Annotated in this window: 13 protein-coding genes; 8 read left to right on the top strand and 5 right to left on the bottom strand. The window is 57.5% G+C overall.

Translation table 11 applies throughout. The features are described 5' to 3' along the window. The first annotated feature begins 98 nt into the window (after positions 1-98). Complete coding sequence (locus EI185_RS05785) at positions 99-509, top strand: HIT family protein (protein WP_124704266.1); 411 nt, start codon at positions 99-101, stop codon at positions 507-509. A gap of 42 nt (positions 510-551) precedes the next feature. Here the strand turns inward: EI185_RS05785 and phoR are convergent, their stop codons facing one another. After that, the gene (gene phoR, locus EI185_RS05780; protein ID WP_124704185.1) at positions 552-1,859 is read right to left on the bottom strand and encodes a phosphate regulon sensor histidine kinase PhoR; all 1,308 of its coding nucleotides are present in this window, start codon (positions 1,857-1,859) and stop codon (positions 552-554) included. Positions 1,860-1,927: 68 nt separating this feature from the next. Beyond that, positions 1,928-2,620, bottom strand: coding sequence for a phosphate regulon transcriptional regulator PhoB (phoB, locus tag EI185_RS05775; RefSeq protein ID WP_124704184.1), 693 nt, complete (start codon positions 2,618-2,620; stop codon positions 1,928-1,930). A gap of 146 nt (positions 2,621-2,766) precedes the next feature. Between phoB and ubiE the strand changes: the two genes are divergently transcribed. The 6 genes from ubiE to EI185_RS05745 all read left to right on the top strand — a co-directional run bounded on the left by ubiE (position 2,767) and on the right by EI185_RS05745 (position 9,341). Continuing rightward, positions 2,767-3,501, top strand: coding sequence for a bifunctional demethylmenaquinone methyltransferase/2-methoxy-6-polyprenyl-1,4-benzoquinol methylase UbiE (gene ubiE / locus EI185_RS05770; protein ID WP_124704183.1), 735 nt, complete (start codon positions 2,767-2,769; stop codon positions 3,499-3,501). Beyond that, entirely contained in the window at positions 3,501-4,097 is a 597-nt protein-coding gene (locus tag EI185_RS05765; RefSeq protein ID WP_124704182.1) for a ubiquinone biosynthesis accessory factor UbiJ, read from the top strand. The genes ubiE and EI185_RS05765 overlap by 1 nt, the downstream gene beginning before the upstream one ends. Then, entirely contained in the window at positions 4,097-5,620 is a 1,524-nt protein-coding gene (ubiB, locus tag EI185_RS05760) for a ubiquinone biosynthesis regulatory protein kinase UbiB (RefSeq protein ID WP_124704181.1), read from the top strand. The genes EI185_RS05765 and ubiB overlap by 1 nt, the downstream gene beginning before the upstream one ends. A gap of 21 nt (positions 5,621-5,641) precedes the next feature. Beyond that, a complete protein-coding gene (locus EI185_RS05755; protein ID WP_223247696.1) occupies positions 5,642-7,048 on the top strand; it encodes a high affinity choline transporter 1 in 1,407 nt (468 codons plus the stop codon). 222 nt (positions 7,049-7,270) lie between these two features. Beyond that, positions 7,271-8,053, top strand: a complete 783-nt coding sequence (locus EI185_RS05750; protein ID WP_124704179.1) for a PEP-CTERM sorting domain-containing protein — start codon at positions 7,271-7,273, stop codon at positions 8,051-8,053. A gap of 487 nt (positions 8,054-8,540) precedes the next feature. Further along, positions 8,541-9,341, top strand: a complete 801-nt coding sequence (locus tag EI185_RS05745; RefSeq protein WP_124704178.1) for a PEP-CTERM sorting domain-containing protein — start codon at positions 8,541-8,543, stop codon at positions 9,339-9,341. 81 nt (positions 9,342-9,422) lie between these two features. On the opposite strand, the gene EI185_RS05740 is transcribed toward EI185_RS05745, so the two are convergent. Then, positions 9,423-11,099 carry a bifunctional sulfate adenylyltransferase/adenylylsulfate kinase gene (locus EI185_RS05740; protein WP_124704177.1) on the bottom strand — a complete coding sequence of 559 codons (1,677 nt, stop codon included), beginning with the start codon at positions 11,097-11,099 and terminating at the stop codon, positions 9,423-9,425. Between the two features lie 10 nt (positions 11,100-11,109). Then, positions 11,110-12,075, bottom strand: a complete 966-nt coding sequence (locus EI185_RS05735) for an acetyltransferase (RefSeq protein WP_124704176.1) — start codon at positions 12,073-12,075, stop codon at positions 11,110-11,112. 77 nt (positions 12,076-12,152) lie between these two features. Here EI185_RS05735 and EI185_RS05730 point away from each other — a divergent pair, with 77 nt between their 5' ends. Then, positions 12,153-13,238 carry a VanZ family protein gene (locus tag EI185_RS05730; RefSeq protein ID WP_124704175.1) on the top strand — a complete coding sequence of 362 codons (1,086 nt, stop codon included), beginning with the start codon at positions 12,153-12,155 and terminating at the stop codon, positions 13,236-13,238. On the opposite strand, the gene EI185_RS05725 is transcribed toward EI185_RS05730, so the two are convergent. After that, on the bottom strand, positions 13,194-16,481 hold the full coding sequence (locus tag EI185_RS05725; protein ID WP_189836305.1) for a VanZ family protein: 3,288 nt from the start codon (positions 16,479-16,481) through the stop codon (positions 13,194-13,196). The two genes, EI185_RS05730 and EI185_RS05725, sit on opposite strands and share 45 nt — an antisense overlap. Position 16,482 lies beyond the last annotated feature (1 nt).

The raw sequence follows: 16,482 nt of genomic DNA, 5'->3' as shown, positions 1-16,482 counted from the left end.
CGAAGACAGTACAATCAGTACGGCTAGGAGCCGAAGACGAAGCCAACGCGGTTATCGTTTTTATTGCGAATTGGAATTACTACTCAGGAATGAATACAATGGAAAATTGCGAGCTATGCACCCAGCCTGGTGGCGAGTTGTTGTGGCGCGATGATTTTTGCCGTGTGGTACTGATCGACGACGTGGACTATCCCGGCTTTTGCCGGGTGATCCTGAATGCCCATGTCAAGGAAATGACCGACCTTACCGAAGCGCAGCAGCTGCGGCTGTTACGCGTGGTGCTTGCTACCGAATCCGCGCTGCGCGAAACGCTCAAGCCCGCCAAGATCAATCTCGCCAGTCTGGGTAACATGACACCGCACCTGCATTGGCACGTCATTCCGCGCTTTACCAGCGACCGTCATTTTCCCAACCCGATCTGGGGGGTGCCGCAACGCGAGTCGCGTCCACAGGGCCAACTCAATCTGATCGCCGGCATTTTGAAATCCGCTTTGGCGCAGCGTCTGTAACCGGCCAAAACACCCCCCGCTGGCAGCGCGGGAAAACAACCATCAAGCCGCTGGCGGCGCCATCACTCGACTGGATGGAAAACACGCAGCAAAACAGCTGCCTTTACCAACCTGGCTGTCAATCATCAGGCGCGCCTGATGGCGGGTAAGCACATGCTTGACGATAGCCAGACCAAGACCGGTGCCACCCGTTTCACGCGAGCGGCCACGGTCGACTCGATAGAAGCGCTCGGTAAGGCGCGGGATATGGTGCGGTTCAATACCGTCTCCGGTATCGGTCACGCTGAAACATACTTCACCGCCGCGCGCAGCCCAGCGCAAGGTGATATTGCCATCCTTGGGGGTATAACGCACCGCATTGCTGACCAGATTGCCGAAAGCGCTGCGCAGTTCGTCGGGGTTACCCATAACCCAGCGGTCAATATCGATGAACAGCTCGATATGGTGGCGTTCGCCGCTCAGGCTCTGTGCATCCTGAAATAATGACTGCGCCAGCGCGGGCACATTGATGGGTGTTTCCTGCAGACGGTTTTGCGGACTCTCCAGGCGCGACAGGGTAAGCAGATCTTCCACCAGCATGCGCATGCGCTCGGTCTGTTGCTGCATCAAATCGCTGTAGCGGCGGAAATCCACCGGATTGATGTGCTCCATGTCGGCGAAGGTTTCCAGGAAACCACCTACCACGGTGAGCGGTGTGCGCAGTTCGTGCGACACGTTGGCGACAAAATCACGGCGCATCGAGTCGACCAGTTCGATCTGTGTAATGTCTCTGGAAATCAGCATCTTGCGCTTGTCGCCAAACGGCACCAGTTGAACCGATAGCGTCACATCGCGACTGGCAGGCGATTTCATGATGAGTGGTTCGCTGTAATCGTGTCCCGCCAGATATTCATGAAACGGGGCCTGCCGAATCAGGTAGCCAATGAACTGACCGCGGTCGGCCGCATTATCCAGGCTGAAATGCTTGCTGGCTGCAGGGTTGAACCAATCGATCTGATCAGTATCGTTCAGCATTACGATACCGTCCGGGATGGCCTGTGCGGCATGCTCGAAACGATCGAGCAGCGCAGACAATTTGGTGGTGCTGCGTTTTTGCCGGCGCAGCAGGCGCTCCAGGCCGTAGAAGATATCATCCCACGCGCCATACGCCCGGGGGATACCGCCGCGTTCTCCCCGCTCCAGCCAGCGGATCAACGCAGCCATCTGCCGCAAGTTGTACACCAGATAACCGAGCACGCCCAGCACGAGCAGGGCAATACCCGTCGATACGTTGAATAATAGCGCAGCCAGCAAGGCTGCAAAAAGGATTCCGCCCAGCATCAGGGCTGGACGCCACCAGAAATCAAACAAGGGGATCCCCGCCGCTTAAAGGGGGTTAATTATGCTTGAAATCATGTACGGCAGGGCGTGCAATAAAATCACGCAGGCTGCGCTGACAGGCGATAGCCTGCCCCGCGCACCGTATCGATCAAGGTTTCATGCCGGGTAGGCTCCAATGCCAGACGCAAACGGCGGATATGAACATCCACAGTGCGCTCCTCCACAAACACATGGTCGCCCCATACCTGATCGAGCAACTGTGAACGCGAGTACACGCGTTCCGGATGGGTCATCAAAAAGTGCAACAGGCGAAATTCGGTCGGGCCCAGTTCTACCGGGGTTCCGTTGCCGGTGACGCGATGACTCACCGGATCCAGGCTCAGCCCCCGTATCTCCACTTTGTCCTCGGTCATCTGCGGCGCGCGGCGGCGCAACACGGCCTTGATACGCGCCGACAATTCGCGCGGTGAAAACGGCTTGGTAATGTAGTCGTCGGCGCCGGTTTCCAGGCCGAGCACTTTGTCGCGCTCTTCGCCACGGGCAGTGAGCATGATGATGGGCACATTTTTCATGCGCCCGTCCGCGCGAAATTTTCGGGCGAGGTCGATCCCGCTCATGCCGGGTAGCATCCAGTCCAGCAGCACCAGATCAGGCAAGCTGTGCTTCACCATACCTGTCGCCATCTCGGCCGAATCCGCGCACAGCACGCTATGACCGGCCTGTGTCAGATTGAATTTTACCAGTTCTTGAATTCCGGGCTCGTCCTCCACCAGCAATATCGTCGCAGCCATGTTCGCTCCCATTTGATTATTCAATAGTAATGCATGTTATGACAGCTCTGTGACAAACTCGTGACAATACCGGATAACGCATCGCCTTTTGTTTCACCCCCGTGTCGGTTATGATTCTGGCTGTTTTCTCTGATTGTTTTCGCGCCATGGACAACTCCACCCACTTTGGTTTCAAGACGGTTGCCGAATCCGATAAGGCCACCAAGGTCGCCGATGTTTTTCATTCCGTCGCGCAGCGTTACGACGTCATGAACGACCTGATGTCGGTTGGGCTGCATCGGGCCTGGAAGCGTTTCACTGTCGAGACTTCAGGCGTCAGGCCAGGCAATCGCGTACTTGACGTGGCAGGCGGTACCGCCGACCTTACCCGGCTATTTTTGAAAAAAGTGGGTAGTTCAGGCCAGGTCTGGCTCACCGACATCAACAGTTCGATGCTCAGCGTGGGGCGCGACCGCATGCTGGACGAAGGACAGGCGGTACCGGTGGCACAGTGCGACGGCGAAAAACTGCCGTTCCCGGACAACTATTTCGACTGCGTAAGCGTAGCGTTCGGTCTGCGCAACATGACCCACAAAGACCTCGCGCTGGCCGACATGTATCGTGTGCTGCGCCCGGGCGGACGGCTGCTTGTGCTGGAATTCTCCAAGATATGGAAACCGCTGGCGCCGCTTTACGACGCCTACTCGTTCAAGCTGCTGCCGTTCATGGGCAAGCTGGTCGCCAAAGACGTAGACAGCTACCAATATCTGGCTGAATCCATCCGCATGCATCCTGGTCAGGAGGAACTCAAGGCCATGATGGAACACGCCGGATTTGCCAAAGTTGACTACTACAACCTGAGCGGCGGTGTGGTCGCCTTGCACAAAGGCTACAAGTTTTAATGCTATCCAGCCTGGCTGCCAGTGCGGGCTTGCCGCTGCTCAACCACCTGTTGCACGGTGCACCTTGGGCGCGCCAGCGCCTGCTGGCCTGGGCCGGCCATACCGTCAGCATCAAGCTATTCCCGCTACGCCTCACTCTGACAGTCACAGCAGCGGGTACGTTCGCTGCGGCCGAGGCCGACGCAGCGCCCGACGCCCATATCGAGCTTAGCCCAGTGCAGGCGGCACGCCTGGCAATGAAAGATCCGGCAGCGTTCCGCAACGTGGTCATTGATGGTGATGCGCAGTTTGCCGCGACCCTGGGCAGCATTTTCCGAGAACTGGATTGGGATGCGGAGGCGGATATGGCGCGTGTGGTGGGCGACGTTGCCGCACATCGCCTTGTGCATAGCGCACGCAGCCTGCATGCGTGGCAACGTCACGCCATGGATAGCGCGCAACAATCACTGGTCGAATATGCCACCGAGGAACGCCCGCTGCTCGCTAAACGCCGTCACATCGCTACTTTTATTGATGACGTCGATGCAGTGCGTGACGACACCGCGCGTCTGGAAAAACGCTTGCAACTGTTCGCCGCGCGCCGCAACGTAAACTAATGCGAATTTTACGACTGATTACCATCATCTGGGTCGCGCTGCGCTTTGGCCTGGACGAGTTTTTTCTCGGCCACGAGCGCGTACGTGCACTGCGCTGGCTGGTCAAAACCACGTTGTTCTGGCGCAACCTGTCCGAACCGCGCGCGGTGCGGCTGCGCCGCGCGCTGGAAGCGCTCGGTCCGATTTTCGTTAAATTCGGCCAGATGCTGTCCACCCGCCGCGACCTGATGCCGCCGGACATTGCCGATGAACTGGCGCGCCTGCAGGACCGTGTGCCGCCCTTCCCTGCCGAGGAGGTCCGCACTACTTTGCAACGCGTCTACGGCAGGCCGGTGGAGCAGGTGTTCGCGCAATTCGAGGCCGAGCCGGTGGCGAGCGCCTCTATGGCGCAGGTGCATTTTGCAGTGTTGCAGGACGGCACCGAGGCCGCCGTCAAAGTGCTGCGTCCCGGCATCGGCGCGGTGATCGAGCACGACCTCGGCCTGCTGGAAGCCGGCGCCCTGCTGGTGGAAAAACTCTTCGCCGATGGCCCGCGCCTGCACCCGCGCGAAGTGGTGGGGGAGTTCCGCAAAACCCTCACCGACGAGCTCGACCTGATGCGCGAGGCCTCCAACTGCTCGCAGTTGCGGCGCAATTTCGAAGACTCCGAGCTGCTCATCGTGCCGGAAGTTTATTGGGATTATTGCGAGCCCGAGGTGATGGTGATGGAGCGCATGAAAGGCGTGCCCATCAGCCAGATCGACACGCTGCGCGCGATGGGCGTGGTCATCCCCAAGCTCGCTATGGCAGGGGTGGAAATCTTTTTCACCCAGGTATTTCGTGACGCCTTTTTCCATGCCGACATGCATCCCGGCAATATCCAGGTCAATGCGCGCGGACAATATATCGCGCTTGATTTCGGCATTATGGGCACGCTCACCGAAGTCGATAAAAACTATCTGGCGCAAAACTTTCTGGCATTTTTCCAGCGCGACTATCGTGCCGTGGCACAGGCTCATGTGGACGCAGGCTGGACCCCCTCCGACACCCGCGTGGACGAATTCGAAGCCGCCATCCGCGCTGTGTGCGAGCCGGTATTCGACCGGCCATTGAAGGAAATCTCCTTCGGCAAGGTGCTGCTGCGTCTGTTCCAGACCTCGCGCCGTTTCAATATGGAAATCCAGCCGCAGTTGGTGCTGCTACAGAAAACCCTGCTCAACATCGAAGGCCTGGGGCGCCAGCTCGACCCTGACCTGGATTTGTGGAAAACCGCCAAACCGTTTCTGGAACGCTGGATGAGCGAGCAGATCGGCTGGCGCGGTGCGATCAAAGCATTACGTCAGGAAGGGCCGCGCTGGGCCGTGTTGCTGCCGCAACTGCCTCGGCTCGCACACGCCTATCTTTCGCGCGGCGATAGCTCCATTGAAGCGCTCTCGCACCAACTGGCCAAGGTACAGATCCGTTTGGGCAATCTTCTGGCCGTTATCACGCTGCTGCTTGTTATTTTGGCCGCTCTGGTCGGTTATATCCTGTTATCGCATTAAACTGAGCGCGGAATTAACGTCATGCTGATCTGGTTTGTAATGCTGTACCTACTCATCTCCATCGGCATCGGCCTGTACGCCGCAACCCGCGTGCATAGCGCCAAGGACTATGCCGTCGCCGGACGCTCGCTGCCGCTGTATATCGTCACCGCCACCGTGTTTGCCACCTGGTTCGGCTCGGAAACGGTGCTCGGCACCTCCGCCACCTTCCTGCAGGATGGCCTCAGAGGTATCGTCGCCGACCCGTTCGGCGCCAGCATGTGTCTGGTGCTGGTCGGACTGTTTTTTGCACGCAAGCTGTACCGCATGAACCTGCTCACCATCGGCGATTATTACCGCCAGCGGTATGGCAGGACGGTCGAACTGCTGACCAGTCTGGCGATTGTGGCGTCTTACCTGGGCTGGGTTTCGGCGCAGATCACCGCATTGGGGCTGGTGTTCTCGCTGCTCAGCCACGGCAGCATCAGCGCGCACGACGGCATGATCATCGGCGCCGGCATCGTGCTGGTGTACACCCTGTTCGGCGGCATGTGGTCGGTGGCCCTCACCGATTTTTTCCAGATGATCATCATCGTTGTCGGCATGCTTTACATCGGCTGGGTGGTAAGCGGCTACGCTGGCGGCGCCGGCAACGTGGTCAGCCACGCGCAGGAGGCGGGCAAATTCCAGTTCTGGCCCAGGCTGGAAACGCGCGACATACTGGCTTTCGTCGCCGCCTGGGTGACTATGATGTTCGGCTCGATTCCGCAACAGGACGTATTCCAGCGCGTGATGTCGGCCAAATCGGAAAACATCGCGGTGACGGGGGCGGTGCTGGGCGGCAGCCTGTATTTCCTGTTCGCCTTTATCCCCATCTTCCTGGCCTACTCCGCACTGCTGATTGACCCGGCTTCGGTCAACGCACTGCTGGGCACAGACCCGCAGCACATCCTGCCCGACCTGATCCTCAACCACACGCCGGTGTTCGCCCAGGTCATGTTCTTCGGCGCGCTGCTGTCCGCGATCATGAGCACCGCCAGCGGCACCTTGCTGGCGCCGTCGGTAACTTTTACAGAGAACATCATCAAACCCTTTATCGACCATCTCAGCGACCGCCACCTGCTGTGGGCAATGCGTGCCGTAGTGGTCGGCTTTGCCTGCATCGTCACGCTATTCGCGCTCAACTCCAACGCCAGCATCTACAAGATGGTAGAGAACGCCTACAAGGTCACCCTGGTAGCAGCCTTCGTCCCGCTGGTGTTCGGCCTGTACTGGAAACGTGCCAACACCCAGGGCGCGCTATTCGCCATCGCGCTGGGCGTGTCGTCGTGGCTGCTGCTGGAAATCTTCCACCCGGACGGCCTGTGGCCGCCGCAATTATTGGGCTTGCTGATGAGTTTGGCGGGAATGCTGGCGGGGTCTTTGATCAGCCATAAGCGCCGCGTTTGAGCGTCAGGGATTTGTCAGGAGTTTTTACAGTCTCGCGTGGATACTTGCCAGAATAGCAACTGGAGCTAACATTGTTAACCATTAACATTATGTAGTTAAACAAGATTTAATTTCTAATTAATTGAGGCATGAATAATGCTTGACGTATAAGCGAGAGCTGCACAACGCAATTCGTGCCTGACTCAAAATTAATTCTTTTAATAATTTGGCAGGGAGTTTGTCATGAAAAATCTGAAAATTTACAATCTGGCCGCTTCGGTTGCATTGGCAACTTGTATGTTTGCGGCAGGGAGCGCATCTGCTACGGTTATCTCGCTAGCGAACCAAAATTTCGAAACTGGCACCCTAAGCGGCTGGACAGCCCTAGGGAGTGTCTTTGCGACCCCGTCCACAAGTGTGACGACGTATGACGGTACAGTCTGGACTATCGGTGCCGCCGGCACCACAATGGCCCAACTCAATAGCAATGGTGCCGGGATATCCAGCATTGAGGCCGCTTTGGGCCTCGCTAGCGGCTCACTTAATGCATACAACACCAATTCGAGTGGCGGTTCCCTGACGGACGGAGCAGCGATCTATCAAGGTTTCAACGCCAACAGTGGTGACAGCATTGGGATGGCTTGGGATTATGTAGCGCGCGACTATATTCCTTACAACGACCCGTCCTTTGCGATCATCATCAACCCGGACGGGACGCCCGTGATCGACGTGCTGGCCAGCATTCACGGTCTAGGTATTGCTGTTGGCACTTCTGGCCATTCAGGCTGGCAAACCTATAGCAAAACCCTGACACAGACTGGCGCGTATAAAATCGCATTTGTTACTACAAATGACAAGGACACAATTCTGGATTCGGCCCTCTTCCTGGACAATGTGGCAGGGACGTGCAATCCGACTTGTCCACCGCCTATCTCTTCTTCGGTTCCCGAACCTGCCTCACTGGCGCTGCTGGGTATCGGCCTTGCCGGTCTGGGTGTAATGCGCCGTCGCAAACAGATGGCTTGACCTGTCGGATTACTTGACTGCAAAACGGCGGCCTTGGCCGCCGTTTCTATTTTCGGTACCCTCCCAAGCAACAACTCTCCCATTCGTTTCCTTTTTCTGCATTAAATCTCTCTTGGAAACACGCCAATACTGGTGACGTGTCATTTACCAGCACACCAACGTGCAATCTTTGATCGCTATTGAAAATTGCCTAATTGGGTAGGGGACTGCCTTGCGTGCGGTGAGGGCTTCGATAAGCCCGAAGCGTCGCACTTGGTCGTCAGAAGTTTGTCAGTAACTTTTACAGTCTCGCTTAGGAACTTTACAGACTAGTTGCTGGAGCCCACACCGTTAATATTTAACATGCTGTAGTTAAATGGTATTTTATAACTATCCTCTCTGTTGGCATGGGTAATGCTTTACAGTGACCGTAAGCAGCACGATAGCAATTAGGGAAATGCTAGTAATCGTGTCTGACCCCATTAATTTTAATTTCAGGAGCTACATTATGAGAAAAACCGTACTAGCCAGCGCACTTGCCGCATCGGCCATGTTCATGGTAGCAAGCGCCAGCGCAGCCCCGCTTATTGTCAACAGCGCGATCAGCAATATTTCCAGTGCTTTTGACAGCGTGATCACAGGCACCGGGTCAACAGTCACGACTTCGCAAGTCGTCAGTGGCCAAAGCTCGTACAACTACACTGATAAAAACGGCAATGCGGCAACCGTCTCGGTTACCCGTACCAGTAATGGTTCGGCTGCAATTCCATCCGGAAGCTACGGCATTCTTTCCGGAGCTATCTGGGACATTAGTCCATCCGCTACAGGCGCTGATCCGATTCCCGGTTTTAACTCTGGTTTAACCTTTACTTTCAGCTCGCCAGTAAACGCGTTTGGCTTTGAAATTGGCGACTGGGCAACTTGCTGTACTGGCACCGTCCGTGATGCCAATGTAGTGTCCACCTATGGCGTACCGGCGACCGGCTCGGGTCTGTGGATTGCGTTTGACGGGGGTGCTGCCACTTTGCCAGCCAACGCCCTGAGTGCTAATGACAACCCCGGGATTCCTGCGGGAGATGGCTACAACAATTTCATCGGCGCAATCGACTCGTCCGGCTTCTTCTCCAAGGTAACCTTCTTTGGTGATGGTTTCGGCGAGTACTTGGTTGCTGGCGGCACCCTGCGCTTTGCCTCCGTACCGAAAGGCTCTGTTGGTAATGGTACCGTCCCCGAACCCGCTTCCTTGGCACTTCTCGGCATCGGCTTGGCCGGTCTTGCAGCCGCGCGTCGTCGCAAACAAGCTGCTTAATCTGTCAGATTCCTTGACAGCAAAACGGCGGCCTTGGCCGCCGTTTTTTATTGCCCGTATGACATCACACCCGCTACCCGATTAACGCAAATACCCCTCATGCTCCAGCTTGAGCAAAATCCGCTGCACCGCTTCGTCCACACTCAAGTCCGTGGTATCGATCGACAACTCTGGCCGCTCGGGAACCTCATAGGGGTCGGACACCCCGGTGAATTCCTTGATCAACCCCGCCCGCGCTTTGGCATATAGTCCCTTGCGGTCGCGCAATTCACAGGTTTCGATAGGCGTGGCGACAAAGACTTCCAGGAAGCCGCCCAGGGGTTCAATCATGGCGCGCACATCGCGGCGCGTATTGCGATAAGGTGCAATCGGCGCGCAGATGGCGATACCGCGGTTCTTGGTGATTTCCGACGCCACGTAACCGATGCGGAGCACATTGATGTTGCGATGCTCGCGCGAGAAGCCAAGCTCAGCTGACAGATGACGACGCACGATATCGCCATCCAGCAGGGTGACCGAACGCCCGCCCATTTCCATCAGGCGCGTGCCCAGTGCACGCGCGATGGTGGATTTTCCCGCTCCGGACAGGCCGGTGAAAAACACGGTGAAGCCCTGACGGTCACGCGGCGGGTAACTACGGCGCATCTCTGCCAATACTTCGGGGAAGGTGTACCAATCCGGAATGTTCACGCCCGCTTGCAACCTGCGCTGAATTTCTGCGCCGGTCAGGGTCAGCGCACGCGCGCCTTTGGGGAGTTCTTCCAGAGGCATGAACTGGGCGCGCTCTTCCACGTACACCATGCGCGGAAACGGGATCAGACCCACGCCGATTTCAGTGATGTGGTCGGCGACGCGCTGATAGTCCTCGTGCTGCACGATGTCGGTACCACGCCGATGCTGCCCGTGTGCGTCGTGTTCACCGCCCACAATCAGATGCGAGCAGCCGTAATTGCGCTGGATGATGGCGCGCGCGAGGGTATCGCGCACACCGCCGTCGCGGACATACACCGGCGACAATGCCAACTGGCTGGTGGCCGAAGGAAAACGGCCGATCACGGCCTGATAGCTCCGCACCAAGGCAAAATAATCCGCGCTCTCTACCGGATCGCCGCCTGCCATGGGATGGATCAGCAGGTTGGCCTCATTCTGTACTGCAGCACGCAAAATAAACTCGTACTGGGCACGCTGCAATTGAGTACGCGCGGGATAAGCAATCACATTGCGCCAGCCAAGCCGCGTGAAGCCGGCTCGCAATTCGGCCGGGGTGAGACGCAATGCCATGAAATCGTGGCGCAGCGGCAACGACAGACCTTCGACCGCACCGCCAACATACCATTTTGGCGGGGCATCGGCGGCGCGGCCCAACTGCTCGGCTTCAAGCTCGATATCCGCCTGCCAGATCTCGTTCACCATGACCACTGCCAGCATGAAGCCTTCAGGGTCGCGCAATGCCAGTGGTTCTCCGAGTTTCAGGCTGCGCGCCAGCGTCTCGTGGATTTGCAATACAACCGGGAGTGCCCAGGCACGGCCATCGGCAAGGCGCATGGAGTGCAGCACGCTCAGATAATCGGCTTGCCCGAGATAGCCGGTAAGCGGCGCATAGCCCCCATTCAGCAACAATTCCAGATCGCATTGTTGACGCCAGTTCAAATCCAGTGACGGCAGGTGGAACGCATCACGCTTGAGCTCCAGGGCACGCGTGCTGCTCACCAACAAATTCACCAACTCGCCGCCGTAAGGCGTGATCAACTGCTCCACAGCATCTCCCTCAATTCTTTTCGAATATCGTATAAAAGCGATTTACAAACACTTCCAGTTCCACTTCGGGCAGGTGGTTAATACCCGCCGCACCGCGACGCCCCCCGCCCGTGGCAAAGCTACTGCATAGCACACCCGCGCAAGCCTTGGTCGTCTGCGGTGCACGTACGCTCACCACATAGCCGCCACCGGGTTTGTGGGTCAACACGGCATGGGCGCGTTCGGGATAATCGGTTGCCAGACGGTTACCGAACACACCGGATACGCGTCGGCTCCAGGTCGCATCGGGTAACAAGTAAACGGCACCGCTACTGCGAACTTGAATTGGCTGCACGGCGTGGGCTCGGGCCATGTCCTCGGCGTACCCATCACGCAGTACCTGGTAAGCGGGTTCAGTCTGGATAAGCTCGAATGGATCGGTGTATGTATGCACGATACGATAAAGCTCTATCGGCGCGTAAAACAAATCCGCCAGTGTGTCGCCGTAGCCGTTGTAGTTGATGCATTCACCCAGACTGCGCAGGTCATCCAGCTGTGCTTCGCTCAAATTCAGCGGGGCGGCCGCTGCACGCGCGGCGCCGGCCATGTTGTCGCCAAACGCTGCAACCAACGCCCAGATCAACTGACTACCGCCCAGATAGCGGTTCACCAGTAGACTGGTACAAACATTGGCGTCGGTATCGATATACGCATCCAGATGCGGATGCTGGGGGATGTCGCCGGGAATATGGTGGTCGAAATAGCGCACATGCGCGCCCGTTGCGAGCAGGGCAACAAGCGCCGCATGGTTTTTGCTCATGGCAATATCGAGCACGGTAATCTCATCACCTGCCGCCGCGCTCACCTGCGCAAGCAGCCCGATATCGCGCTTCACCCCGCTAATCAGGGTGGCCTCCAGCGGCTGTGCCAAACGCAACTGGTGCAAAGCACAAATGCCGTCCGCATCACCATTGAATACATCAAAATACTGTGTCACGTTTTGCCGTCCCCCTGGCTTATTCTGGAACCGTTACAGCAGCGCTATATCATACCTGCTTCTGCTACCATCACCTCATGTCTCACACCACTTCACCTTCAAGCTTGACCCGCCTGATGCGGCTCGGTGCGCTGCTGCTATATGTGCTGCTGATTGGTTACGGCAGCCTCTATCCATTCAGCGGCTGGCGTGCGTCTCTGAATGGCAGCTTGGCGTTCCTGTCAGCACCCTGGCCGCACCATATTACCCGTACCGACCTGATTACCAACATCCTGGCCTATCTGCCATTGGGTTACCTGCTCGCAGCCTGGCTACGCCTGTATCTGTCGCGCTGGCGCACCGTGTTATGGGCAATCCTGGCCACCTCGCTGTTCAGCCTGCTGATGGAATGGTCGCAGACTTTCCTGCCTGGCCGCATCGCAGCAACACAGGACATTGCGGCCAATGTGACGGGTGCCATGGTAGGCGTGATGCTTTACCGTCTGCTGCAGGAAAGCAAATGGCCGGGGCATCTGCTGCCCGGCTGGCGCGGACGCTGGCTGGCGCCTGGACTGTGGAGCAATTTCGGTCTGCTCATGCTGGCACTATGGGGATTATCGCAACTGAGCCTGGATGTTCCCTCATTGGTGGCGGGCAATCTGAAAACCCATTTTGTGCCATTTTGGGAGATTCCCGGAAATGATGGCTACCGGTTTCATTTATTACATGCGCTGATATTTGGCTTGGAAGGGGCTCTGGCGAGCTTGCTAATTGCCAGCCTGATGCGCCATCCGCCCAGGAAACTATCCGGATGGGCCGCAATTTTTGGATTTGTCCTGGTGTGCAAATTGCTCGCCGCAGCGCTGCTGTTAAAAGGCTGGGTACTGCCGCGACTCTTGTCTGCCGAGATGGTGAGCGGCATGGTGCTGGCGGCGCTGCTGATTTTCTGGGCAAGGCGCGAACCCGCTGGTTTACATGCGCAGTTTTTGGCCTTGCTGCTGACGCTGGCCGGGGCATTGCAGTTCCTGCTGCACAGCAACGCAATGCGCGCTTTTTCTGGCGGCAGCGGGGCCATCCCCCTCAACATTACCGCGCTTGCAGCCTGGGTTGCACTGGTGTGGCCGGCATTGGTATTGATACTACTGTGGCTGCACCCGAGGCCGCTTGCGCGCAGAGTGCCGTAAATGGGGCCTCTCGCGCACTGCTATCCAGGCCCACAGCAGGAAAAACAATAACGTCATTCGCGGTGCATCAAACAGGCTGTCCGCTACACCCACAGTCAGGAATGCCACCAACGCCGCTGCCAACGCGGGTGCCGGAAACTCGGGTTCGCGCCAGCGCCGCACTAATGCAACGCAGGCATAAATCACCATCGCAGCAAACAGCGCGAGTCCAAGTCCTCCCTGCTCGAAATACAGTTGCAGCCACAAATCCATGAAATGCCAGCGTAAATGGTTGTCGGCGGCAAAAAACCAGTGGTCCATGCCAGCACTAAAGCTGCCGTTTTTCACCAATTCGTGTCCGGCCTCGTCGCGCAGGGACACATCATCAACATCCAGCAGCGTGCCAGGGTTCGGGTTGTAAAAACTCATTTTTACACTGCGTTGTGCATACCAGGGATGCCTGGAGAATTTGGCAGTATCCACCTCCAGTACAAAGTGCCGCCATTGTCCGCCGGTATTGCCGACATGCACGCTCTGCCATACACAAGCAGCTGAATTTTGCATCCATTTCTCGCACACCGGCACGTTCAAATCCGCCCGATCCTGACGTGAACGTGCGGCAAAACTCAATCGATAATGCCGATCCGCGCGCACGGCGACGATTTGTTCAAAATACAACGCATCGCCCCCGCTCAGTTCCAGCCAGGTATTGTCTTTTTGCGTAACAAACTGATAGTTCGAAGGCCGCACGTTCTGCTCATTGCGCCAAAAATAGGTCTCCGGGTAGCGTCCCAATCCCATGCCGAATAGCTGCGTGCCGATGCCGCTATCCATCATATCGATCGCTTCTTGCCAATGCGCAGCGCGGATGCCGGCATCCTGCTGCGTGACGGCTAAGCGACTCTGCATGAAGCGGCCTTCCAGCACCGGCCAGGCAATCCCGCCCAGCACCAGCAGCAGTGCCAACCCACCCAGAATCTGACTGCTACGCACGGATGCCTTACGGCGCATCAATAATCCCAAGCCCAGTACCGCCATGCTCAGTGCCAGTGCCACATAGCCGCCGCGGGCGTAAGTCACCAGCAGCGCATACACACCCAGCGCAAACACGCCCACACCGAACAAGCGCGACAGCGCACGCCGGCTGCGCAAAGTCCACCACACCACGAACGGCAGCGCGGTGGCGAAGTAAGCTTCAATATATGCGCCCCCGATGTGCATCCCGGAGAACATGCCCGCCACGCGATAGTCGCCACTGAAATTGAGCAACCCGGTAAATGCGGCGCGTTCCCAAAGCACCGAAATTCCACCGGCCAGCACGCCCAGCGTCACACCCAACGTGAGCAAGCGCTGACTTCGTACGGCATTCTGATTCAATCCCATACGCAGCAATGGCAACAATAGCAATATCCACAGCAGGCCTTTGGCGACGCGCAACGCATTGTAGTGGCTGTTGTAATTGCTGAATGAATTGGCATCCAGCGCGGGAAATGGATACATACCAACAAGCGCCGCAGTCACCACCGATAGCGTAAACAATGCCAGTAGCAACCATGCGGCGGCACTCAGGTTCCATACCAGTCTGCCGCTATTGCGGCGCCAGCCCACCACAGCAAACGTGACAAGTATCAGGCAATCAAACTCATCGAAGAAAAACCGGCCTGTGAAGGGTGCCAAATCAAGCACCGGCAGCATCGCCGGCACCGCTACCAACCAAGCCCGCGGCCAGCGCCACAACAATGCTGCATACGCCAGCAGGGCGCCACCCAGCCAGAGGCTGCCCAAGGGATAGCGCAATACCACCCATACCAGAATGCCGACACTCACCAGGGCCAATGGATTGATGCCTCCGCGACTATCTGGATATTGAGCGAGCGATTCTGGGTGGGTGTTGTCTGCTGTTGGCGCAGCATGTGTCTGTTGCCGCGCGGTACGGTGCCGGGCAGTTGTGTTCAAGGCGTTCATCCAGACCAGCACGCGATACCCTGCCGCCGCTGCCAGCGCGGCCAACATGACATTGGTCGGGTCGGAGTGTTGCGTGGACTGGAACAGCTTGCTGAATTCAACAGCCGCTGCGATCAGTGCGGCAAGCAATGCCGGTACCGTTGCCCCCATCCGGCGCACCGCTCCTAATTGCCATAAAAATGCCAGCACACCGAGCGGTGAATAAGCGGCCAGTACCATCAGCAAACTGGAGAGTGCCAGAGCCTCTGAAGTGTAATAGTGATAATAGAACGGCAGGAAGTGCACTTCGGGCAGCCGCGCCAAACCATTATGCCAGCCCAGCCAGCCGGAAAGATGATCGTTTTGCAGGACCACCACGGCGATCAGATAAAACGGCAACGCGAGCGCTGCCAACCATCGAATCTGCAGCCGTACCTGGGCGGTGAAAGCATGCGCCAGCAGGCGCTGGTACACGACTGCCCCCAGCCCCATGCCCAGCGCGCGGGTCAATACCGACGCGCCTTGCGAGATACCCGACTCCAGAAACAATTGCGTAATCTCGATCAGCATACCCAGCAGTGCACCCGCGCTCATCGCGACCAGCACCCGCGCTGCCTTCGGCCCGCGCAGCCAACGCGCCATCAATGCGCCAAGCGGCGCCACGACGAGGGCTTCCTCCGCCAATCTGGCAACACAGCGCAGTGCGTCACTGCACACAACAGGTGACACGAACCAACTGTCACGGCCCGTGGCAAGCCGCGTGGCGAGTTCATTCGACGCTATCACAAAATCGTATGGGAACAGACTCAGCGCCAGATAGCTGAGCAGATACAACACAAACGCCGCGGTCAACGCCGCATCCCCCCCTTCACTCAGACGCGAGAAACGGTGTGCAATGGCCTCGCCGGCCAGCAACCATAACCCCGTACCCAGCACGCTGCCAATAACTTCAGCGACGATGTCATTGAGCGAAACAGTACGCGGCGGAAAGTACATTTGAGTAAATTCAATACCCACCGCCAATGCTATGCATACCGTCAGGGCAACGATGCTCGCCGCCCAATAACCTGCACTGCTACGCGGACGCTGTGCCCACATCAGCAGGAACGCCAGTGGCATATACAGCACCAGGTTTGCGACCCAGTCAGCGCGTGAAATAGTATCCATCGCCAGCCAGGGAATCGCACCGAAATGCTGTAATGCCTGATCCCATGGCACATCATGAAAATCCAGCGGTACCAGACTGCCGTAGATCACGAAGCACAGGTAGGCCAGTGCCGCATATGTGACCGATATGCTGCGCGCGGGCTTGTTGTTCATG

It is taken from the genome of Sulfuriferula multivorans, assembly GCF_003851125.1.
GTDB lineage: Bacteria > Pseudomonadota > Gammaproteobacteria > Burkholderiales > Sulfuriferulaceae > Sulfuriferula > Sulfuriferula multivorans.
Note: the sequence above shows the minus strand (reverse complement) of the source record. Positions and strands in the feature narration are given on the sequence as shown.

Coding starts and splice junctions, on each gene's coding strand:
- EI185_RS05765 (WP_124704182.1), top strand. CDS start 3,501: ATGCTATCCAGCCTGGCTGCCAGTGCGGGCTTGCCGCTGCTCAACCAC.
- EI185_RS05750 (WP_124704179.1), top strand. CDS start 7,271: ATGAAAAATCTGAAAATTTACAATCTGGCCGCTTCGGTTGCATTGGCA.
- ubiB (WP_124704181.1), top strand. CDS start 4,097: ATGCGAATTTTACGACTGATTACCATCATCTGGGTCGCGCTGCGCTTT.
- EI185_RS05785 (WP_124704266.1), top strand. CDS start 99: ATGGAAAATTGCGAGCTATGCACCCAGCCTGGTGGCGAGTTGTTGTGG.
- EI185_RS05730 (WP_124704175.1), top strand. CDS start 12,153: ATGTCTCACACCACTTCACCTTCAAGCTTGACCCGCCTGATGCGGCTC.
- ubiE (WP_124704183.1), top strand. CDS start 2,767: ATGGACAACTCCACCCACTTTGGTTTCAAGACGGTTGCCGAATCCGAT.
- EI185_RS05755 (WP_223247696.1), top strand. CDS start 5,642: ATGCTGATCTGGTTTGTAATGCTGTACCTACTCATCTCCATCGGCATC.
- EI185_RS05745 (WP_124704178.1), top strand. CDS start 8,541: ATGAGAAAAACCGTACTAGCCAGCGCACTTGCCGCATCGGCCATGTTC.
- phoB (WP_124704184.1), bottom strand. CDS start 2,620: ATGGCTGCGACGATATTGCTGGTGGAGGACGAGCCCGGAATTCAAGAA.
- EI185_RS05725 (WP_189836305.1), bottom strand. CDS start 16,481: ATGAACAACAAGCCCGCGCGCAGCATATCGGTCACATATGCGGCACTG.